The sequence below is a fragment of the Rhizobacter sp. genome (assembly GCA_019635355.1).
Classification (GTDB): domain Bacteria; phylum Pseudomonadota; class Gammaproteobacteria; order Burkholderiales; family Burkholderiaceae_C; genus Rhizobacter.
On the sequence record JAHBZQ010000001.1, the window covers coordinates 2,030,713 to 2,051,348 of the forward strand.

At 65.9% G+C, this 20,636-nt stretch carries 24 protein-coding genes; 12 read left to right on the forward strand and 12 right to left on the reverse strand.

Going from position 1 to position 20,636, the window contains the following annotated elements; translation table 11 throughout:
* Positions 1–9: 9 nt before the first annotated feature.
* Genes fliI through fliF form a run of 4 tightly spaced genes read right to left on the reverse strand, consistent with a single transcriptional unit; the run spans position 10 to position 4,875 of the window.
* The gene (gene fliI, locus KF892_09030) at positions 10–1,446 is read right to left on the reverse strand and encodes a flagellar protein export ATPase FliI (GenBank protein ID MBX3625141.1); all 1,437 of its coding nucleotides are present in this window, start codon (positions 1,444–1,446) and stop codon (positions 10–12) included.
* On the reverse strand, positions 1,443–2,210 hold the full coding sequence (locus KF892_09035) for a flagellar biosynthesis protein (GenBank protein ID MBX3625142.1): 768 nt from the start codon (positions 2,208–2,210) through the stop codon (positions 1,443–1,445). The genes fliI and KF892_09035 overlap by 4 nt, the downstream gene beginning before the upstream one ends.
* Positions 2,197–3,192, reverse strand: coding sequence for a flagellar motor switch protein FliG (fliG, locus tag KF892_09040; GenBank protein ID MBX3625143.1), 996 nt, complete (start codon positions 3,190–3,192; stop codon positions 2,197–2,199). Before fliG ends, KF892_09035 begins: the two co-directional genes overlap by 14 nt.
* 12 nt (positions 3,193–3,204) lie before the next feature.
* On the reverse strand, positions 3,205–4,875 hold the full coding sequence (fliF, locus tag KF892_09045; protein ID MBX3625144.1) for a flagellar M-ring protein FliF: 1,671 nt from the start codon (positions 4,873–4,875) through the stop codon (positions 3,205–3,207).
* 149 nt (positions 4,876–5,024) lie between these two features.
* Here fliF and fliE point away from each other — a divergent pair, with 149 nt between their 5' ends.
* The 4 genes from fliE to KF892_09065 all read left to right on the forward strand — a co-directional run bounded on the left by fliE (position 5,025) and on the right by KF892_09065 (position 6,846).
* Positions 5,025–5,354, forward strand: coding sequence for a flagellar hook-basal body complex protein FliE (gene fliE / locus KF892_09050; GenBank protein MBX3625145.1), 330 nt, complete (start codon positions 5,025–5,027; stop codon positions 5,352–5,354).
* A gap of 56 nt (positions 5,355–5,410) precedes the next feature.
* Positions 5,411–5,959: a hypothetical protein gene (locus KF892_09055; protein MBX3625146.1), complete on the forward strand. Its 549-nt coding sequence runs from the start codon at positions 5,411–5,413 to the stop codon at positions 5,957–5,959.
* A 90-nt stretch (positions 5,960–6,049) separates the two neighbouring features.
* Positions 6,050–6,349 (forward strand): hypothetical protein, encoded by a 300-nt coding sequence (locus KF892_09060; protein MBX3625147.1) that lies wholly within the window; start codon positions 6,050–6,052, stop codon positions 6,347–6,349.
* Between the two features lie 77 nt (positions 6,350–6,426).
* Positions 6,427–6,846 (forward strand): hypothetical protein, encoded by a 420-nt coding sequence (locus KF892_09065; GenBank protein ID MBX3625148.1) that lies wholly within the window; start codon positions 6,427–6,429, stop codon positions 6,844–6,846.
* A 1-nt stretch (position 6,847) separates the two neighbouring features.
* Here KF892_09065 and KF892_09070 read toward each other — a convergent pair whose 3' ends face one another.
* The 6 genes from KF892_09070 to KF892_09095 form a co-directional block, all read right to left on the reverse strand.
* On the reverse strand, positions 6,848–7,537 hold the full coding sequence (locus tag KF892_09070; protein MBX3625149.1) for a flagellar brake protein: 690 nt from the start codon (positions 7,535–7,537) through the stop codon (positions 6,848–6,850).
* Positions 7,538–7,620: 83 nt separating this feature from the next.
* Positions 7,621–7,920: a flagellar protein FliT gene (locus tag KF892_09075; protein ID MBX3625150.1), complete on the reverse strand. Its 300-nt coding sequence runs from the start codon at positions 7,918–7,920 to the stop codon at positions 7,621–7,623.
* A 53-nt stretch (positions 7,921–7,973) separates the two neighbouring features.
* Positions 7,974–8,390 (reverse strand): flagellar export chaperone FliS, encoded by a 417-nt coding sequence (gene fliS / locus KF892_09080; GenBank protein ID MBX3625151.1) that lies wholly within the window; start codon positions 8,388–8,390, stop codon positions 7,974–7,976.
* A 143-nt stretch (positions 8,391–8,533) separates the two neighbouring features.
* Entirely contained in the window at positions 8,534–9,955 is a 1,422-nt protein-coding gene (gene fliD, locus KF892_09085; protein MBX3625152.1) for a flagellar filament capping protein FliD, read from the reverse strand.
* 149 nt (positions 9,956–10,104) lie between these two features.
* Entirely contained in the window at positions 10,105–10,938 is an 834-nt protein-coding gene (locus tag KF892_09090; GenBank protein MBX3625153.1) for a flagellin FliC, read from the reverse strand.
* Between the two features lie 206 nt (positions 10,939–11,144).
* Positions 11,145–11,975, reverse strand: coding sequence for a flagellin FliC (locus KF892_09095; GenBank protein MBX3625154.1), 831 nt, complete (start codon positions 11,973–11,975; stop codon positions 11,145–11,147).
* 682 nt (positions 11,976–12,657) lie between these two features.
* Here KF892_09095 and flhD point away from each other — a divergent pair.
* From flhD to KF892_09125, 6 genes are all read left to right on the forward strand, one after another.
* Entirely contained in the window at positions 12,658–12,981 is a 324-nt protein-coding gene (gene flhD, locus KF892_09100; protein ID MBX3625155.1) for a flagellar transcriptional regulator FlhD, read from the forward strand.
* Between the two features lie 38 nt (positions 12,982–13,019).
* Entirely contained in the window at positions 13,020–13,556 is a 537-nt protein-coding gene (flhC, locus tag KF892_09105; protein ID MBX3625156.1) for a flagellar transcriptional regulator FlhC, read from the forward strand.
* Positions 13,557–13,855: 299 nt separating this feature from the next.
* Positions 13,856–14,716: a flagellar motor stator protein MotA gene (gene motA / locus KF892_09110; protein MBX3625157.1), complete on the forward strand. Its 861-nt coding sequence runs from the start codon at positions 13,856–13,858 to the stop codon at positions 14,714–14,716.
* A 98-nt stretch (positions 14,717–14,814) separates the two neighbouring features.
* Positions 14,815–15,792: a flagellar motor protein MotB gene (gene motB, locus KF892_09115; protein ID MBX3625158.1), complete on the forward strand. Its 978-nt coding sequence runs from the start codon at positions 14,815–14,817 to the stop codon at positions 15,790–15,792.
* A 29-nt stretch (positions 15,793–15,821) separates the two neighbouring features.
* Positions 15,822–16,217, forward strand: a complete 396-nt coding sequence (gene cheY, locus KF892_09120; GenBank protein MBX3625159.1) for a chemotaxis response regulator CheY — start codon at positions 15,822–15,824, stop codon at positions 16,215–16,217.
* A gap of 13 nt (positions 16,218–16,230) precedes the next feature.
* Positions 16,231–16,887 carry a protein phosphatase CheZ gene (locus KF892_09125; GenBank protein ID MBX3625160.1) on the forward strand — a complete coding sequence of 219 codons (657 nt, stop codon included), beginning with the start codon at positions 16,231–16,233 and terminating at the stop codon, positions 16,885–16,887.
* A gap of 813 nt (positions 16,888–17,700) precedes the next feature.
* On the opposite strand, the gene KF892_09130 is transcribed toward KF892_09125, so the two are convergent.
* The gene (locus KF892_09130; protein ID MBX3625161.1) at positions 17,701–18,342 is read right to left on the reverse strand and encodes a response regulator transcription factor; all 642 of its coding nucleotides are present in this window, start codon (positions 18,340–18,342) and stop codon (positions 17,701–17,703) included.
* A 43-nt stretch (positions 18,343–18,385) separates the two neighbouring features.
* Entirely contained in the window at positions 18,386–19,558 is a 1,173-nt protein-coding gene (locus tag KF892_09135) for a response regulator (GenBank protein ID MBX3625162.1), read from the reverse strand.
* Between the two features lie 187 nt (positions 19,559–19,745).
* Between KF892_09135 and KF892_09140 the strand changes: the two genes are divergently transcribed.
* Together KF892_09140 and KF892_09145 are read left to right on the forward strand one after the other, a co-directional pair.
* Positions 19,746–20,210, forward strand: coding sequence for a hypothetical protein (locus KF892_09140; GenBank protein MBX3625163.1), 465 nt, complete (start codon positions 19,746–19,748; stop codon positions 20,208–20,210).
* Between the two features lie 57 nt (positions 20,211–20,267).
* Positions 20,268–20,630 carry a response regulator gene (locus KF892_09145; protein ID MBX3625164.1) on the forward strand — a complete coding sequence of 121 codons (363 nt, stop codon included), beginning with the start codon at positions 20,268–20,270 and terminating at the stop codon, positions 20,628–20,630.
* Positions 20,631–20,636 lie beyond the last annotated feature (6 nt).

Here is a 20,636-nt window from a genome sequence, read left to right on the forward strand (position 1 = left end):
CTCAGTGATTCAGTGGGTGGTGAGCTCGCGCAGCTCGCGCAGGCTCTGGGTGAGGGATGCCGGCCGGTGCATGTCCTGCTGCAGCAGCGACACCATCTGCGGGTGCAGGCGCACCGCGGTGTCGAGCTCGGGGTCATTTCCGGGGCTGTAGGCGCCGAGCTGGATCAGGTCGCGCGCCTTGTTGTATTTCGCGTGCAGCTGGCGGAAGCGGCGGGCCGCATCGATGTGCGCGCCTTCGCTCACGTTGTTCATCACGCGCGAGATCGAGCGCTCGATGTCGATGGCCGGGTAGTGGCCGGCTTCGGCCAGCTCGCGGCTCAGCACGATGTGGCCGTCGAGGATGCCTCGGGCCGCATCGGCGATCGGGTCTTGCTGGTCGTCGCCTTCGCTGAGCACGGTGTAGAAGGCGGTGATCGAGCCCACGCCGTGGATGCCGTTGCCGCTACGCTCCACGAGCTGCGGCAGCTTGGCAAAGCAGCTCGGCGGGTAGCCCTTGGTGGCCGGCGGCTCGCCGATGGCCAGTGCAATCTCGCGCTGCGCCATCGCGTAGCGGGTGAGCGAATCCATCAGCAGCAGCACATGCTGGCCGCGGTCGCGGAAGTGCTCGGCAATGGCGGTGGCGTAATTCGCGCCCTGCATGCGGGTGAGCGGCGGCGCGTCGGCGGGTGCGGCCACCACCACCGAGCGGCGGATGCCGTCTTCGCCCAGGATGTCTTCGATGAACTCTTTCACTTCACGGCCGCGCTCGCCGATGAGCCCGACCACGATCACGTCGGCCGCGGTGTAGCGGGCCATCATGCCCAGCAGCACCGATTTGCCCACGCCGGTGCCGGCGAAGAGGCCGATGCGCTGGCCGCGGCCCACGGTGAGCATGCTGTTGATGGCGCGCACGCCGGTGTCGAGCGGCTGGCGGATGGGGTCGCGGTCCATCGCGTTGATGGAGCGGCGCACCAGCGGCTCCTTGTGCACGTGTTGCAGCGGGCCCTTGCGGTCGATCGGGTGGCCGTGCGAGTCGATCACGCGGCCGAGCAGGCCGTCGCCCACCGGCAGGTGCTGCGTGCGGTCTTCGCCACGGCGCCAGGGGTGGTTGGGGGTGTTGAGCTGCAGCGGCACGATGGGCGACGGGCGCGGCACCACGCGGGCGCCACTGGCCAGGCCTTGCACGTCGCTGCTGGTGGGCATGAGGTAGGCACGGTCGCCCGAGAAGCCCACCACTTCGGCCAGCACGGGCGGGACGTTGTGGTGGTCGTCCATGTGGATCTGGCACACCGAGCCCACCGGCACGCGGATGCCCGCGGCTTCGAGCACAAGACCGGCCACGCGCACGAGAGTGCCCTGCGTTTCCAGCGGCACGGGGTCGGCGGCGAAGTTCTGCAGGTCGGCGAGGTAGCGGTGCCACTTCTCGCCTTGCGCCACGGCATGGGTCTCGATGGGCGAGGTGATCATGCGGCCCCCCGATCGTCGCCGGCGTCGGCGTCATCGTCGGCGGGCGGGCCGCCGTTCCAGCGCTCGTCACAGCCGAGCGAGGCGGCAGCGCGCCGCCAGCGGGTTTCCACGCTCGCATCGATCACGCCGATGTCGGACTCGACCACGCAGCCACCACGGGTGACGTCGCTGTCGGAGATCACACGCCCGCCGCGCGCTTCGATCACCTCGGCGGCGCCCTGGGCCACGAGGGCATGGTCGTCGGGGTGCACGCGCAGCGTGATGTGCTGGGCGCTGCGCAGGAGGGTGTCGACCGCTTCCTGCGCCACGGCGGCCACGAGCTCAGGGCGCTGCGTGAGCTCGCTGCGCACGATCTGGCGCGCGAGGTGCGTGGCCGAGACGGCCAGGGCACGGGCCATGTCCTGCTGCAAGGCGTCGAGCTGGCGGTTGTACGACTCGGCGATGGCGCCCATCTGCGCGGTGATCTGTGCGGCGTAGCTTTGCTTGAAGCCGTCGAGCGCAACCAGGCCGTCGCGGTAGCCGTCTTGATAGCCGGCGGTGCGGGCGGCCTTGACGTGCGCGGCCAGGGTTTCTTCTGGAGACGGTGCCGGCGGCGCAGGCGGAGCCGGCGGCTCGGCGCGCTGCACCGGGGCTTGCGGCGCGGCTTCGTTGCCGGAGAGCGCACCGGGCTTCCACGCGGCGAAGGAGTTCAGCTCCTCGCGCGGGATGAAGCGGGCGTAGGGCGACGCCGGCTTGGGCGTGCTGCCGTTTTTAGAGGAACTCATCGTCGCCGCCACCGCCCAACACGATCTGGCCTTCGTCGGCCAGGCGTCTCACGATCTTCAGCATTTCCTTCTGCTCGGCTTCGACCTCGCTCACACGCACCGGGCCGCGCGATTCGAGGTCTTCGCGCAGCGTCTCGGCGGCGCGCGTCGACATGTTCTTGAACACCTTCTCGCGCATCTCGGGCGTGGCGCCCTTGAGCGCGATCACGAGCGATTCGCTCTGCACTTCCTTCAGCAGCAGCTGGATGCCCTTGTCGTCGACCTTCTCCAGGTCGTCGAAGGTGAACATGTTGTCCATGATCTTCTGGGCCAGCTCGTTGTCGGCTTCGCGGATGTAATCGAGCACCGCGGTCTCGACGCTGCCACCCATCAGGTTGATCATTTCGGCAGCCGTCTTCACGCCGCCCAGCGAGGCCTTGCGCAGCTTGTCGCCGCCGGCCAGCACCTTGCTCATCACTTCGTTGAGGTCCTTCAGCGCCGAAGGCTGGATGCCGTCGAGCGTGGCCACGCGCACCAGCACTTCGTTGCGCTGGCGTTCGGTAAAACACTTCAAGACCCCAGACGCCTGGTCGAAGTCGAGGTGCACCAGGATGGCGGCCACGATCTGCGGGTGCTCGTTGCGCAGGAGTTCGGCCACGCTTTGCGCGTCCATCCACTTCAGGCTTTCGATGCCCGAGACGTCACCGCCTTGCAGGATGCGATCGATCAGCAGGTTGGCCTTGTCTTCACCGAGCGCCTTGCGCAGCACCGACTTCACGTACTCGTCGGTGTCGGTCACGAGCATGCTCTGCTCCGAGGCCACCGAGGCGAACTTGGTCAGCACGTCGTCGAGCTTCTCGCGCGGAATGCTCTTCATGCGCGCGATGGTCTCGCCCAGGCCTTGCACTTCCTTGGGCGTGAGGTGCTTGAAGACCTCGGAGGCTTCTTCCTCTCCGAGGGACATCAGCAGAATCGCGGCGTCTTCGAGGCCCTGTGCGTCCATGATCTTGTTTCGTTATGCCTTCAGGGTGTCGCCATTGACCCAGCCGCGCACGATGTTGGCCACGGCCGACGGGTTTTCCTTGGCGAAGGTGCGCGCGCTCGCGAGGTGGGCGCTGACCTTGGGCGACTCGATGCGCAGCATCTCGGGCTCTTCCGGCAGCGCTTCCTTGTCGTCGACGACGGCCAGCGCCTCGCGCGGCTCGGGGGCGGGCGGTTGCAGCGCGGCCTTGAGGGCCGGGCGGATGAGCGTGAAGATGACGACCAGGGCCACGAGCGCCAGCGCGGCGGGCACGACGGCGGCGCGCAGCAGGTCGACGGTGGCGGGCTGCTTCCAGATCGGGGTGTCGTCCTTCGGGGCGGCTTCGACCTTGAAGGGCGCGTTGATGATCTTCACCGAGTCGCCACGGTCCTGCTTGAAGCCGATGCTCTCGCGCACCAGGCTGTTCAGGTTCTCCAGCTCACCCGCCGTGAGCGGCGTGGTGGTGGTCTTGCCCTTGGCGTCGGTCTTGGTGATGTGGTTGACCACCACTGCGGCGTTCAGGCGCTTCACGGTGCCGGTGGCGTTACGCGTCACCTTCACGGTCTTGTCGACCTCGTAGTTGGTGACGGCGCTGCGGCTGTTGTTGCTCTGGCCGCCGGCCTGCGCGGCCTGAAGGGCTTGCGAGGCGCCGGTCACCGGGGCGGTGGCGGCCACGGGCGGCTGGTTGGAGGTGGCGCCGGGGATGCCGGTCGCGCCGCCCGCCTGGCTGCCGCTCTGCTCGCTGCTTTGCATGCTGCGCACGGTGGCCTGGGCGTTCGGGCCCTGGTTGGGCTTGAATTCTTCGGAGGTGGCTTCGACCTGCGAGAAGTCGAGTTCGGCGGTGACCTGTGCACGCAGGTTGTCGCGGCCGACCACGGGCTCGAGGATGTCGAGGATGCGCTTGGTGTAGCTGGCCTCGATCTGGTTCACGTATTGCAGCTGCTGCGCGTCGAGCCCGGCACCGTTGTTGCCTTCCTGCGGGCCCGACAGCAGCGCGCCGGTCTGGTCGAGCACGCTCACGGCCTTGGGGTTCATCTCGGGCACGCTGCTCGACACGAGGTGCACGATGCCGGCCACCTGAGAGCGGTCGAGCGTGCGGCCGGGGTAGAGCGTGAGCATCACGGAGGCGCTGGGTTTCTGCTGTTCCCGGAAGAACCCATTCTGATTGGGCAGCGCCAGGTGCACGCGTGCGTTTTGCACGGAAGGCATGGCGGTGATGGAGCGGGTGAGTTCGCCTTCCAGGCCGCGCTGGAAGGTGAGGCGTTCCTGGAACTGGGTCTGACCGAATTTCGCGCCGTCCATCAGCTCGAAGCCGACCACCGAGCCCTTGGGCAGGCCGGCCGAGGCGAGCTTCAGGCGCAGGTCGTGCACCTGCGACGCCGGCACGAGGATGGCGCCGCCACCTTCGGTGTAGCGGTAAGGCACGTTGAGCTGCGAGAGCTGGGCAATGATGGCGCCGCCGTCCTTGTCGGACAGGTTGGCGTAGAGCACCTTGTAGTCACCCTGGCTGCTCCACAGCGTGAGCGCGGCCAGCACGGCGATGAGCGCGGCCACGCCCAGGCCTAGGCCGATGCGGCTCTTGACGGGCAGGGCCGCCAGCCGGGCGCCGAAGCCGGCGTTGGCAGGAAGAACGTTGGGGTTGGCGATGGCGACCGCGTTGTCCATGTTGCTCTGGGTGTACTCGCTGGGCGCAAATGCACCCGTCTGACGACGATTGTTCGGGAACTTGAGGGGTGGGCATGGGTTGAACAGGCCGACAAAGCCGCCCCACTTCCGAACATGGTTGAGGACACAACTGCCTACAGTTCAATGCCATGAACGTGACCCTCAAGCCCTTCAACTTCGAGCAGGCCGTGGCCCGCGCGGGTCTGGGCGTGGACGGCCAGCCGCTGAACACACGCGGTGCCAAGTCCGTCACGGGTGGCGGCTTCCAGCAGCAGCTCACGCAAGCCCTGCGCTCGGTGAGCGACAGCCAGAACCAGGCGAGCGAGATGCAGCGCCAGGTGCAGCTGGGCAACCCCACCGTCAGCCTCGAAGAGACGATGGTCGCGATGCAGAAGGCCCAGATCGGCTTCCAGGCCACCCTGCAGGTGCGCAACAAGCTGGTGCAGGCTTACTCCGAAATCATGAACATGCAGGTGTGAGGTCCGCACCTCCGCCTCTGGCAGACTCCCGGCCGTCAACAACAGGGAGGAATCCAATGATTCAGAAGATGGCGCTGTGCGCCTGCACGGTGGCTGCGGCGTGGGCGATGCCTGCACAAGCGGCAGAGGTGGGCCTCGGCGTGGCGGTCTACCAGAACTCGGGAACGGTCTTCGTTCCGATTGACGTCGGGCCAAGCCTGCGGATCGAACCCTACTTCACGAACGGCACCCAACGCCGCAGCAACAGCACCACGGAATACAGCCGCAGCGTCTACACCACCCTGGGTGTCGGGGCCGTCGGCTTGTGGCCCGTGGCCGACAACACCCGGCTTCTCGCGGGTGGCCGACTCGGATACCACCGCATGCGAAGCCACTATGAGTACCCGGGTAGCACTCCGCAAGACACATCGGCTGCCGGACCGGTGCTTGCGCCGCTCATCGGCTTCGAATACTGGGTGAACAAGAAGCTCGCGGTCGGGGTCGAAGCGAGCTACTACTACGCTCGTGTGAAGGGGCATGCCGAAGACTTCCTCGCGCGCCGGGTCGACACGAAGCAGACGGATACCGGCACCTCGACGGCGGTCACGCTGCGTTTCTTCTTCTGACGAAGGGGTTTGCGCGAAGCCCTTGCGGCTTCGCGCAAACAAGCGCTCGCTATCATCGACAGCTCCTGCAACGACCCCCTGGAGCCGACCATGCAAGTCTCACTGCGCGCCCTCCTCGCGGCCGTCCTCACGGCCTCCTTTGCCTGCGGCGCGGTCGCCCAAGGCTCCGAGCCCACCGTGATCCAGCGGGTGGAAGGGGCCGTCAAGCGGGGCGCGAGCGCCGCCGAGCGAGGCATCGAGAAGGGGGTGGGCGTTGCCGCCAGCGGGGTGAAGCGCGGCGCGAGCGCTGCCGAGTACGGCGCGCGCAAGGCGGGCAGCGCGGTCGAGCGCACCGCGGCGCGCATCGGCTTGCCAGCCTCGGGCGCCGCAAGCACCTCGGCGCCGAAGTAACGGCCTCACACTCGGTTTCAGCGGGGCGGCGCGATCGCCACCACAATCCGGCGCGGATCGGTCTCCCGTCGCGCCTCATGAAAACCCTCTTCGCCCCTGCCCTGCTCGCCTTCGCCGCCGCTGCTGCCCACGCAGGGCCGAGCGTGAAGACCCTGGCCCAGTTCGACCTCGGCTACGCCAAGTGCGAAGCGCGCTTTGCGCACATGAAGGGTCACGGCGACGAGGCCTACCTCGCGCTCTGGAAGATCAAGCCCGACGAGAAGCAGCGCGCCGAGCTGGCGAAACAGCGCAGCAGCGCGCGCTACCGCGATGAGCGCAGCAAGGCGATGAAGACGATGGCCAAGCCGAGCCCCGCGCTCGACGAGAAGCTGCGCCGCCAGTGCGACGCCACCTGGAGCGAGCTGCAGCGCGCCGACCGGCCGGTCAACATGGCGACCAGCAAACCCGCGGCGTCGGCGCCTGCGGCGAAGCCCGCCGCCTCCGCGACCAAGAAGTAGCTCAGCCGCCGAGCGCGCGTGCGCGCCGCTGGGTCTGGTTGATGTAGCGCTGCAGCGAGCGCAGGGTGTCGGCACTCGGGTCGACGATCTCGCAGCCCAGGCGCACACCCTTTGCCTCCTGGTTGAGCGAGGTCACGTGCTGCAGGCGCAGCGAGGTGGTGAGCCGGGTGTCGAGACCGAGCTCGATCTGCACGCCGTTGAGCACCACACCGGGTTGCAGCGGCGGCACGTCGTCGGGCAGGAAGAGCGCACAGCCGCCGATGCTCACGTCGAGCACCCGCAGGCTCAGGGCCATGTCAGGGATCATCGGGTGGCGCACCTTGGCCACCGGGGTGTTGCGCAGGATGGGGCGCACGCGGTAGCCAGCGCGCCGCTGGAAGCGGTAGAGCACCCGCGGCAGCGCGCAACTCAAGGCGCAGGTCTTGCCGCCGTGCACGAGCAGCAGCCCGCTCACGTCGAATTGGAGCTTGATGCTGTCGAGGTAGGCCACGGCCACCGCTTCCTCGGCTTCCACGAGCTGCTGCACCTGGCTGCTGTGCTCGTCGGCACTGAAGCTCAACATACCGCGGTCGGGGTCGACGGCCCAGAGGGTGGTGGTGTAGGCCGCGCCGTCGCTGCCGTTGAGGTTGACGAGCACGTTGCCGCCCTGCAGGCTCTTCAGCACCGAGAGGATCTCGGCGGGCGAATCGATGCGGAAGTCGGCCAGGCCGCCATGCGCGGCGGCCAGGGCGTCGAGCTGCATGGGCAGGGAGTCCACGGGCTCGTCGTCTCCGGTCAGTGAACCGACTTGGGCTTGCCGGCGAGGATGCCGTCGAGGTCCTCCAGCCAGGGCTCGGCCAGCTGGCGGATCTCGGCGTCGTTGATCAGGATGCGCTGCATGATGCGCGACTTGAGCTGCGCCTCTTCGGTGTCGAGCTGCTGCTTGGTGGCGGCATGCTTGAGCTGCGAGATGAGCAGCGCGCAGGCGCCTTCGAGCTTGACCACCGCATCCCAGTTGCCGGCGCGGGCGGCCAGCAGCATGTCGGCGCTGGCCTGTTCGATCGCTTCGTAATACTGGAGCAGTGCGGAGTTCATGGCGTCGGTCGGGTTGTGGCGGGCGATGGCGGCCGAGCGGAGGCTGCTGCGCTTCATGCAGCGTCCTTCTGGGCGATCTCGTCCCAGGCGGCGGCGATGGGCTCGATGAGCTTCACGCACTCGGCGATCGCGCCCTCGTCGTTGTGCAGGTTGGCGTAGGTGAGGCGCAGGGTCACGTAGGCGTAGAGGTCGTGCAGGTCACGGGCGAGCTGGCCGCCCTCTTGCACGTTGAGGCCGGCCTTGAGGCCTTCGTCGATGATGCGCACCGCGCGGCCGATCTCCTCACCCTTGAGCACCACGTTGCCGTGGGCGATGGCGCCACGGGCGCGCGCCAGCGAATCGAGCAGGCCCTCGAAGAGCATCTGCACCAGGCGGTGTGGCGAAGCGCCGTCGACGCCGGTGGTCACGTGGACTTGCTGGTAGGCGCCGAGCTGGCGCTTGCTGGGGGCGGAGAAGGCGGATGCAAACATGATGTCTGGGCGTCTCTGGCGTTGAACTTGGTTGAACAACTGATGCCTAGTTATCGGTTCGACCCTGGGCCTGCTTGAGCCTTCTACCGCATCAGAACTGGCCGGGTTTTCAGCGCTTGTCGCCCTGACCGGCCGCCTTCAGTTCAGGAACTCTTGTTCCAGGCCGCCACCTGGTTGGTGATGTAGCTGTTGAGCGCCGACATCTTGGCCATGTTGGTGTCGAGCGTGGTGTACTGCGCCCGCAACCGTGCCTCGGTGAGCGCCAGGCGGTCGGTGAGTTCGTCCTGCCGCTTCTGGTTGAGCTTGAGGCTGGTGTTCAGGCCCTCGGTCTTGCTGGTGAGAGAGCCGTCGAGGCCGAGCACCTTGTCGGCATAGATGCGCAGCCTGGTCGCGATGCCGTTGACATCGGGGTCGTTCTCGTTGACCTGCGGCGTGTAGGCCGAGAAGAGCTTCTTCACCTCGGCGGGGTTGGTGTTGAGCGCGGCGGTGAGCTTGGTGCTGTCGACCTTGAGCGTGCCGTCGGCCTGCAGGGTGATGCCGATCGCGTTGATCGTCTCGTAGACCGAACTCGCGGGCGATTCGCTCGTGAGCACGTTGCGCAGCTGGCGCTGCAGGCCGACCGCCGTGCTGTCGCCCTGCAGGGAGCCCGCCTTCTGCGTGGCTTCGTCGTACTTGGTCTGCGTGCGCAGCATCTTGGCCAGCGCGTTGTACGACTCGACGAAGGTGTCGACCGACTTCTTCAGCGCGTCGTTGTCCTGCGCGACCGTGATCTGCGCGGCGCCGGTGGTGGGCTGCAGCAGGTTGATGGTCAGGCCCTGCACCACGTCGGTCAGGGTGTTGGTGGGCGAGGTGACGTCCAGGCCGTTGATCTTGAGTTGGGCATCGGCCGCGGCCTGGGTCTGCGTCATCGCGTTGAGCGATGGGTCGAGGCCGGGCTCGAAGGCGAAGGCCGCCGCACCGCCATCGCCGCTCGTGCGGAATACGCTGCTGCTGCCCGGGTTGGTGGAGCTGATGATGATGCGCGCGCCGGTCGCGTCGTTGACGATGATGGCCGAGACGCCGGCACCGGCCGCGTTGATCTTGTTGCGCACCGTGGTCAGGGTGTCGGTGGCGCTGATGTCGATGTTGATGGCGTCGAGGTTGGGTTGCGGCGCAAAGCCGGCCTGGCCGAAGCTGCCGATCTCCACGCGCAGCGTGCCGGGGCCGACCAGGGCGTCGGCGGAGTCGTAGGCGCCGGTCACGGCCGACTGCGGGGCCGCGAGCGTTGTCACTTCGATGGCGTAGTTGCCGACCGGGGCTCCTTCGGAGGTGCTGACGCGCACGCCGGTGTCCGACGAGCTGGCGGTGGTGGCGCCCCAGGTGGTGGCGCGGCTGAGGGCGTTGGAGGAGTCGCGGAACGTGGAAAGCGCAGACTGAAGCTGGCCGTAGGCCGAGATCTTCGTCTGGATGGTCGAAGCCTGAGTTTTGAGTTGCGTGACGGGACGCTGCTCGATCGACATCAACTTGGTGACGATCGACTCGACATCCAGTCCGCTGCCGATACCGGCCGAACTGACGCTAGCCATTTCACACCTCCTACAAACCGGTCCTGAAGATTGGCCTCATGAGCCGTAAAAGTCAGGACCCACAAACGCAAATACGGAATATCCAAGCTTCCTCGGATATCCCGTCTTCGGCGAGAACTTCCGGAACTTGAGCCCGGAAGTGCATTTTTTTACCGTTGCAGCAGCGTGAGAACTTGCTGGGGCAGCTGGTTGGCCTGGGCCACCATCGCGTTGCCGGCCTGCTGGAGGATCTGCGCACGGGAGAGCGCAGCGGTTTCAGCGGCGAAGTCGGCGTCCATGATCCGGCCGCGGGCGGCGGCGAGGTTCTCGGCGAAGACGGTGAGGCTCGCGATCACGGAGTCGAAACGGTTCTGCGCCGCACCGAAGGTGGCGCGGGCCGTGGTGGTGTCCATGATGCCGGTGTCGAGGGCGGTGATCGCCGCCAGGGCGCCGGTGTTGTCGGTGCCCGAGATGTTCAGGGCGCCGATCGCGGCCACGGTGGCGGTCAGGTCGACGGTGTTGATGGCCAGGGTGTCGGTGGCGTCGGTGCCGGCGCCCACCTGGAAGTTGAAGGTGGTGCTGGTGCCGTCGAAGAGCACGGTGCCGTTGAAGCGAGTGCCCGAGACGATGCGCGCCACTTCGTCGTTCAGCTGCTGGAACTCGGCCTGCAGGTTGTCGCGGTCTTGCGAGTTGTTGGTGCCGTTGGCCGACTGCACGGACAGCTCACGCATGCGCTGCATGGCGTCGCCGATCTTGCCGAGCGCGCCTTCAGCGGTCTGCGCGAGCGAGATGCCGTCGTTGGCATTGCGTGCGGCGACGTTCATGCCGCGCACTTGGGCGTTCATGCGTTCAGCGATGGCGAGGCCGGCGGCGTCGTCCTTGGCGCTGTTGACGCGCAAGCCGGACGACAGGCGCTGCATGGCGATCGACAAGGAGCCCTGAGACATGCTCAGGTTCCGCTGCGCATTCAGCGAGTTCAGATTCGTGTTGATGGTCTGGGGCATGTTGCACTCCTAACGGTCGGTGGTACCAGGCCACCTTCGAGGACCTGTGGAATGCATTGTTTGACGGGCCGGCCGGGACCATATGGCCGAATAGAAGGCGGAAAACCGGCCGTTTCTCAAAAGGACACGCCCCACCCCGCCGAAGCGGAGATGGGGCGTTGCTGCGGGCCAGCGTTGCCGCCCCGGCTTCGCGCATCAAGACCTGCTTAGCGGAGCAGGGACAGGACTTGCTGCGGCAGCTGGTTGGCCTGCGAGATCATCGCGGTGCCGGCCTGCTGCAGGATCTGGGCACGCGACAGGTTCATCGTTTCGGCCGCGAAGTCGGCGTCCATGATGCGGCCACGGGCTGCAGAGAGGTTCTCGGCAGACGTCTGCAGGTTGGCGATCACCGAGTCGAAGCGGTTCTGGATGGCACCCATGTTGGCGCGGCCGGTCGTCACGTCGATGATGGCCGTGTCCAGCGCGTCGAGCGCGGCGGTGGCACCCGTGGCGTCGGCACCGGAGATGTCCAGCGCGGTGACCGCGGTGACGGTGGCGCTCAGGTCCACGGCGTCCACGTCGATGGTGTCCGTCGTGTCGGTGCCGGCACCCACCTGGAAGGTGAAGGTGGCAACCGAGCCGTCGAGCAGCGCGGTGTCGTTGAACTTGGCGCCGCTCACGATACGGTCGACTTCGGAGTTGAGCTGCGCGAATTCGGCCTGCAGGTTGTCGCGGTCGTCGGCGTTGTTGGTGCCGTTGGCCGACTGCACAGCCAGTTCACGCATACGCTGCAGAGCGTCGCCGACCTTGGCGAGCGCGCCTTCAGCGGTTTGCGCAAACGAGATGCCGTCGTTGGCGTTGCGCATGGCGACGTTCATGCCGCGCACTTGCGAGTTCATGCGCTCGGCGATGGCGAGGCCGGCGGCGTCGTCCTTGGCGCTGTTCACACGCAGGCCAGAAGACAGGCGCTGCATGGACGTGGCCAGCGTGCTTTGCGTGGCGGCGGTGTTGCGCTGAGCGTTCAGCGAGAAGATGTTGGTGCTGATGGTCATTGCCATTTGAAAATCTCCAATAACGGTTGAAGTGACTTCCGGCAAGCGCCGGCATTGCCTCCGCAGTTGCTCGGCCTCAATCTGTTATGGCCTTGCTTCCGCTTCGAACTGGCAGGGGCTACAAACCTCTGCCTGCTGCGCCCGGCGTGCGTCATCCTCAGATCCCGCGAAGAGCTTCTTAAGGTTGCTCGACTCGAAACACTTGGCCGCTTACTCCGGACCCCGGTTCTGGTTTCCCGTCCCCGTTGGTTTGCTTATCGGCCCGCCTTTTTCCGAACTTTAGAAATTTGTCAAGCCGAATGAAGGTGGCGTTTCAGTCGTTGTTCACGGCACCGAAGGCCACTGAATGTTTTCGGCAGGCGGCGGCCGCTCTTGAGGGTGGAGCAACCCGAGTCTCATGAGCGCGTGCGCTCGGCCACGAACGGCTGACAAGAAGGCCGCCATGTCAGCCGCCTACACCCCGCATCAGTGGTAACCAGCACCCGCCCGTGTGCACTGCGTCACAGAGGGCGTGCATGTGGTTACGTTTGTAGGAAGTTGCCTGACAAGCCCCACAGAAGAAGCTGGACTCAAGCCACAGAACCGGCCTGATGTTGGCCCCCAATTCCGATCTTTACAGTCCATCCCACGTTGAGACGTATCGCAACGCAAGCAGACAACCAACCAGACAGACCCAAGGAACAACAGCATGAACGCCGACCAAATCCTGACCGAAATCCGCGAAGCCAACCTGTCGTACCTGATGCTGGCCCAGAGCCTCATCCGCTCGGACCGCGAACAAGCCCTCTTCCGCCTGGGCATCAGCGAAGAGAGCGCTTCGATGATTGCGCTTCTGACCCCGGCTCAGATGATGAAGGTCGCGTCTGGCAACACGCTGCTGTGCCGCTTCCGCATGGACGACGACATGGTCTGGGGCCTGCTCACCAACCACGGCAAGGCCGCGTCGAACGACACCACCAGCCGCCTGCATGCGTCCATCCTGATGGCCGGCCGCCACCAAGAAGCGGCCTGAGCTGAACACCTACCAATAAGACACCAGGAGAAGATTCCATGCGCACCAAGAGCATCCTCACCGAAGCCAAGCAGATCGAACGGGCCGTGACCCTCATCAACCTGGGCGCCCGCCTGCAAGTGCTGGAATCCGAAACCGACCTGTCTTACGAACGTCTGCTGCGTCTCTATAAAGAAGTGTCTGGCAAGTCGCCGAGCAAGGGCCAGCTGCCCTTCTCGACCGACTGGTTCATGACCTGGCAGCCCAACATCCACGCGTCGCTCTTCATGAACATCCACGAGTACCTGAACAAGGTCGCCGAGATGGACGAGATCGACACCGTGATCAAGGCCTACCAGCTGTACCTGGAACAGACCCAGGCCCAGAACCTCGAAGCCCTGTTGTCCGTCACCCGCGCCTGGCGCCTGGTGAAGTTCGTCGACAACGGCATGCTGACCCTCACCAAGTGCAACAAGTGCGGTGGCCATTTCGTGACCCACCCGCACGAGATCAGCAAGCACTACACCTGTGGCCTGTGCAACCCCCCGGCGCGCGCCGGCAAGGGCAAGGCCTCGGGTGGCATCCAGATGCACTGAGTGCACCTGGCACCGCGAAAGCCCTCAAGTCTTCCCGGTACGAACCGATAAGCCTCTCGTACCCAAGTTTTTGCTTTGTCTCCTCCTGGCACCTAGAAAGTGCTTTCCGACGGACCTCTCGAGGTCCGTTTTTTTTGGGCGGCCGGGCGGTTTGGGCCGCAAAAGCCGGCCTGTTGAGGCGATCAATTGCCACTTTGACTGCACACACTCACTCAAGACGCGTTCCTTCGAGGCCGATAAAGCCCTGAGCCCGCCAGCCAATCAGAGCCAGCGGGTGTGACGACGAAACACCAACGACCATGTTTGTTCTTATTGGCTACGGCGTCGCCCTGGGTTGCATCTTCGGGGCCTACATCATTCACGGCGGCAACATGTCCGTGATCATCCACGCCTTGCCGACGGAACTGATGGCCATCCTGGGCGGCGCACTCGGCGCCTTCGTGGTGAACAACCAGCCCAAGGTGCTCAAGGCCACGATGGCCGCCCTGCCCACCCTGCTCAAGGGCAGCAAGTACACCAAGGCGCGCTACATGGAGCTGCTCGCGCTGCTCTACGACATCCTGCAGAAGGCCCGCAAGGAAGGCCTGATGTCGATCGAGAAGGACGTGGAAGAGCCGCACACCTCGGCCCTCTTCAAGAAATACGCGACGGTGGGCAGCGACCACCACGTGGTCGAGTTCGTCACCGACTACCTGCGCATGATGGTCTCGGGCAACCTGAACGCCCACGAGATCGAAAGCCTGATGGACAGCGAGATCGACACCCACCACCACGAGGCCCACGCGCCCGCAGCGGCGATCGCCCGGCTCGCCGGCGCCCTGCCCGCCTTCGGCATCGTGGCCGCGGTGCTGGGCGTGGTGAACACCATGGGCTCGGTGGGCCAGCCGCCCGCCATCCTGGGCGGCATGATCGGCTCCGCGCTCGTGGGCACCTTCCTCGGCATTCTTCTCGCCTACGCCGTCGCCGAGCCGCTCGCCGGCCTGATGGAGCAGAAGAACGACGAAGGCACCAAGGAACTCCAGTGCATCAAGACCACGCTGCTTGCCAGCATGCAGGGCTACGCCCCGCAGGTCGCGGTCGAGTTCGGCCGCAAGGTCTTGTACTCGACAGAGCGCCCGACCTTCGCCGAACTCGAAGGCCACGTGAAGGGCAAGAAGTGAAAGCACGCCTGACCTCCGTTCGGGCTGAGCTTGTCGAAGCCCTTCGCTGCACTTCGACAAGCTCAGTGCGAACGGAGCTGGGCAAGGGCTGAGACAACATGGCTGGCGATTCGAAAAAGCTCCAACCGATCATCATCAAGCGCGTCAAGAAGGGCGGCCACGCTGCTCATGGTGGCGCGTGGAAGATCGCGTATGCCGACTTCGTGACGGCGATGATGGCCTTCTTCCTGCTCATGTGGCTGCTCGGCTCCACGACCGAGGGCGACAAGAAGGGCATTGCCGACTATTTCAACTCGCCGCTCAAGGTGGCCCTGCTCTCCGGGGGCAGCGGCTCGGGCGATTCGTCGCACGTGGTCAAGGGTGGCGGCACCGACCTCACCCGCTCGGGCGGCCAGGTCAAGCGCGGCGACATCGACACCACCCGCAGCACCATCAACCTCGCCGCCATGCGCGCCGAGCAGCGGGCCGGCGAGACCGGCAAGCTCGAGCAGGTGAAGGCGCACATCGAGAAGATGCTGCGCGAGGCCGAGCGCTTCGGCAACGTGAAGAACCAGGTCAAGCTCGACATGACCGCCGACGGCCTGCGCATCCAGATCATCGACGAGCAGAGCCGCCCCATGTTCGACAGCGGCAGCGCCGTGGTGAAGCCCTACATGCGCGAGCTGCTGCGAGACATCGGCTCGGTGCTCGCCGAAGTGCCCAACCGCCTCACCCTCGAAGGCCACACCGACGCCCAGCCCTTCGCCGCCGACCGCAACGGCATGGGCTATGGCAACTGGGAGCTCTCGGCCGACCGCGCCAACGCCTCGCGCCGCGAGCTCACCGCGGGCGGCCTGCCGCTCGACCGTGTGCTGCGCGTGCAGGGCCTGGCCTCCAGCGTGCCCTTCGAGAAAGACGATCCGCTCGCCCCGAGCAACCGGCGCATCAGCATCATCGTGATGAACCGCGACGCGGAAGACCGCTTCTTCAACAAGCCGCCCCCTGCCGAAGAACCGCCGACGACGGCACCAGCTGTGCCCAAAGTCGCACCTGAAGCCGGTGTCGCCCCCTCAATAACCAATCCGAACGCCCGATAACAGCGGCAGTAGCACTGCGAGGTCCCGCCATGAGCAACCCTGACATGAAGTTCCTGATCGTCGACGACTTCTCCACCATGCGCCGCATCGTGCGTGGCCTGCTGAAGGAGCTCGGCTACAACAACGCCGAAGAAGCCGAAGACGGCGTGGCGGCCCTCAACCTGCTGAAGAACGCGAAGTTCGACTTCGTCGTCAGCGACATCAACATGCCCAACATGAACGGCTTCGAGCTGTTGGCCGCCATCAAGGCCGAAGCAAGCCTGAAGCACATCCCGGTGCTGATGGTCACGGCCGAAGCCCGCAAGGAAGACATCGTGCGCGCCGCCCAGGATGGCGCCGCCGGCTACATCGTCAAACCTTTCACCAAGGCCACCTTGGAGGAGAAGGTTCAAAAGATCATGCAAAAACTGGCCACCGCGGCCTGAGGAGGGGGGAACCATGAAGATGGACGACATCGCCGTGCTGTCGGCACCGGCCCCGGCAGCGGCCCCGACCCAAGGCGGCGCCTCGCCCGAGGTGTTCCAGCAACTCGGCATGATCACGCGCCAGCTGCACGACACCCTGCACCAGCTGGGTGTGATGCCCAAGCTGCAAAACGCCGCCAACGGCCTGCCCGACGCACGCAGCCGCTTGAACTACATCGCCGAGAAGACCGGCAATGCCGCCAACAAGGTGTTGAACTCGGTCGACCAGGCGAAGGTGGAACACAACGCCATCGCCGCCGAGACACGCCGCATCGCCGCGGCGATCGTGGCCGACCCGGTGAAGGCCGTGGCCTCGGGCTCGGTGATGAACTTCGTGGGCGACGTCGAGGCTGCCACGGCGCGCATCGACCAGCACCTCACCGACATCATGATGGCGCAGGACTTTCATGACCTCACGGGGCAGGTGGTGGCCAAGGTGGTGTCGTTGGCGGCCGACCTGGAGGACAGCCTGGTGAAACTGCTGGTGCAGGCGGCGCCGCCTGAGGCGCAGAAGGTGATTGAGCACACCAATGCGGCGCTGAATGGGCCGGTGGTGAACCCTGAGGGGCGGACCGACGTGGTCACGAACCAGGGTGAAGTGGACGATCTCCTGGCGAGTCTCGGGTTCTGAGTTTTTCTCTTCTCTTGCGTGAGGGCGGCCGTTTGGTCGCCCTTTTGCATTTGGGGCACTGCGTGGCGGCATGCCGGGTCTCGCCCCGGCGGGCGAGTTACTTCTTTTGCTTCGCCAAAAGAAGTAACCAAGAAAAGGCGACCCGACGGTGGCGGTCCGGCCGCAGGCCGGACTGCTCTGCGGTGCTCGGTCTTGAGGGGCCGCGCCGAACTCACTTCGCGGCCGTTGGCCGCTGCGTTCAGACAGGCGGCGCGAAGTCAGTTCACGAAGCGCGCTTGCGCGCGCGCCCCTCAAGCCCTGCGCTCCTCGACGCCACCCACGGGAAGCGGTGCGATACGGCTCGCTTCGCATCGCCTCGCCTCCCCCTGTTCGGCCTCATATCACCGTTCGCCCTGAGCTTGTCGAAGGGCCTGTGCCACACGCTGGCTTCGACAGGCTCAGCCCGAACGGTGGGGGGGGTGGGGCACAAACCCAACCCAGCACGAGGCGAAGCGAGCCGAGAGTACGAGGCCAGCGAAGCTGGCGAGGGTTTCCCGGGGCCCTTGAGAGCCGTCGAGCAGCGCAGGGCTTTGTGGGGCGCGCGTGAGCGCGCTTCGTCCTCTGACTTCGGGGCGCCTGTCTGAACGCAGCGGCCACAGGCCGCGTAGTGAGTTCGACCCGACCCACAAAGACCGAGCAGCGCAGAGTAGTCGGCCCTAGGCCGACCGGCGAACGGGGGGCCCTTTCTTTTGCCTTCTTTTCTTTGGGCAAGCAAAGAAAAGAAGGTCGCCCGCCGGGGCGAAATCCCGGCAAGCCACCACGCAGTGGAGAAACCTACTCCCCCCCCACCAGCCCATTCCGAATCGCGTAAACCGTCATCTCCGAATTATTAGAAAGCCCAAGCTTCTCCAACACCCGAGCCCGATAAACAGACACCGTCTTAGGCGAAAGCGTGAGCTCCTCCGCAATGTCGGAAAGACGCTTCCCAGAAGCAATCATCACCAGCGTCTGCAACTCCCGATCCGACAACTTCTCATGCGCCGCCTCAGCTCCCGGCGTCGTCAACGACTCCACCAGCATCTGCGCAATCTCAGGCGTCACATACTTCCGCCCTTGCCCGACGGTACGAACCGCCTGCACGATGACCGCCGGGTCGCCACCCTTGTTCACATAGCCATAGGCACCCGCACGCAGCGCGCGGATCGCGTACTGGTCCTCCGGATACATCGACACCACCAGCACCCGCATGGTCGTCCCCTCATCCTTGAGGACATGCAGCACGTCGAGCCCACTGCGCCCCGGCAGGTTGATGTCGAGCACCAGCACATCGGCCTCGCCAACGGTGCGCATCAGGGTGCGCAGCTCGCCGTAGTCGCCGGCCTCGCCGATCACCTGGATGTCGGGCGCGTCGGAGAGCGTGTCGCGGATGCCGCGCCGGATGAGCGCGTGGTCGTCGCAGAGCAGGACTTTGATCATGAGGTGGCTGCTGACTCACACAACAACGAAGATGGGGAAACGATCATAGAGCGCCCCACACCGTCGGATCGTAGGGGCCGGAAGGGTCTTTCAGTTCGCCGGGCTCGGTGATTTCGAGGTCCATGTTGTCGGTGTCGGGCTCCAGCGGCACCGACAGGATGAGCGTGGTGCCGCCCGGCCCGCTGGAGAGGTCGACCCAGCCGCCCACCGTGCCCGCCCGCTCATGTAGGCCGCGGATGCCGAAGGAGCGTGCCTTGGCGAGGTCGTCCTGGTTGAGGCCCCGGCCGTTGTCGCTCACCTCGAGCGAGAGCACCCCGCCCGCGAGCGACAGGTCGATGTGCACCGCCGAGGCCTGCGCATGCTTGGACACGTTGGTCAACGCCTCCTGCGCGGTGCGGTAGGCCACCAGCGGCACGCCCGGCGGCAGCGTCAGGTGCTCGTGGCGGCTGCGGAATTCGCAGGTGATGCCGGTGCGCTTCTCGAAGCGGCTGGCCATCCACTGCAGGGCGGCGACCAGGCCCTGTTCCAGGATCGCCGGGCGAAGGTTGTGCATGACCCGCTGGCTGGCCTCGATAGCATGGCTCACAGTCTCGAGCGCCGAGTTGACGCGCGCCAGCACCTCGGGTGAGTCGCTGTGGCGGGCGATCCAGGCCAGGTCGAACTTGAGCGCGGTGAGCGAGCCCCCCACGTCGTCGTGGATTTCTCGCGCGATCGCGGCGCGCTCCTGCTCCACGCTCACCTGCAGGTGCTGGGCCAGCTCGTGCACCCGCTGCTTCGACTCGCCCAGCTCGCGGTCGGCGCGCTGTCGGGCCAGCTGCAGCTCGTGGGTCTCCACGGCGTGAAGAAGTGCCGGGGCGAGGCGGGTCAGGTTGTTTTTCAGCAGGTAGTCGGAGGCGCCGTTGCGCATGGCCTCGACCGCGGTGTCCTCGCCGATCTCGCCCGAGACGAGGATGAACGGGATGTTCTTGCCGCTGGCCTTGATGAGGTCGAGCGCCACCAGGCCCGAGAACCCCGGCAGGTTGTAGTCGGAGACGACCACGTCCCACGGCGGCTCGGCGTCGAGGGCGGCCAGGAAAGCCGCTTCCGAGTCGACCCGGGTCGTTTCGGCCACGAGACCGTCGCGGCGCAGGTGGGCCACCATGAGCTGGTGGTCCAGCTCGGAGTCTTCCAGGTGCAGCAGCCGCAGCCGCTTCTCTTGCGGGGCGAAGGGAGGCATGAGGCCAGTATGCCAACAAGGCCACAACATGGTCGCAAAGCGTGCGCGATGTCCCGAATTGGCGCCCCTTCCGGGCCGTGATCGCCCTTATGTCTGCCGGCCAGCTGCCGAAAAATGTTTCCAGATACCCCTCGTGCGTGGCATGGGCCACGCACCCCTACCGAATTTCGAGCGGAGACCTCTGCTGATGGAAGACGCGAACGACGCTCAGGCGTGGCCCGAACAGGGCGGTGGCATGCCCTTGCAGGCGGCCGCCGACCTGCAGGACCACCTGATGACCGCGAGCAACGACCTCGACCGGCTGCAAACGCTGCTGGCCGACGCCTGCGACACGCTGATGCAGCGCTTCCACGGCGCCTCGGAGCACATCCGCACGCTGCGCTCCCACCCCCACGGGATGGAAGAAAGCGAAGCGGTGTTCGACGACGTGATGCAGAACCTGGGCGGCGCCGTCACGGCCCTGCAGTTCCAGGACATGGCCTCGCAGCTGATCAACCACACGCACAAGCGCCTGCGCAGCTGCGTCGACCGCCTGGCCCGCGAAGCCTTTGCCGACGACGAAGACGGCATGGCCGCCGCAGAGGAAGTGCCGCTGCGGCCCAACCCCGTGACACAGGCCGAGATGGACGTCGGGTCCATCGAACTCTTCTGAGCCGCTAAAGACTCCCCCCATTCAACCGAAATCCATCGAGTTCCCCCGGAGAAAGCCATGCAATCAATCCTCGCGGTCGACGATTCCGCCTCCATGCGCCAGATGGTCTCGTTCACGCTCAAGAGCGCCGGCTACAACGTCGTCGAGGCGGTGGATGGCCAGGACGCGTTCGAGAAATCGAACGCCCGTGACTTCGACCTCGTGCTGACCGACCAGAACATGCCCCGCATGGACGGCATCAGCCTGACCAAGAAGCTTCGCGACAACCCGAAGTTCAAGGCCACGCCGATCCTGATCCTCACCACCGAGTCGAGCGACCAGATGAAGCAGGCGGGCCGCGCCGCCGGGGCCACCGGTTGGCTGGTCAAGCCCTTCGATCCGGCCAAGCTGATCGAAGTGATCAAGAAGGTCGTCAAGTAAACGACC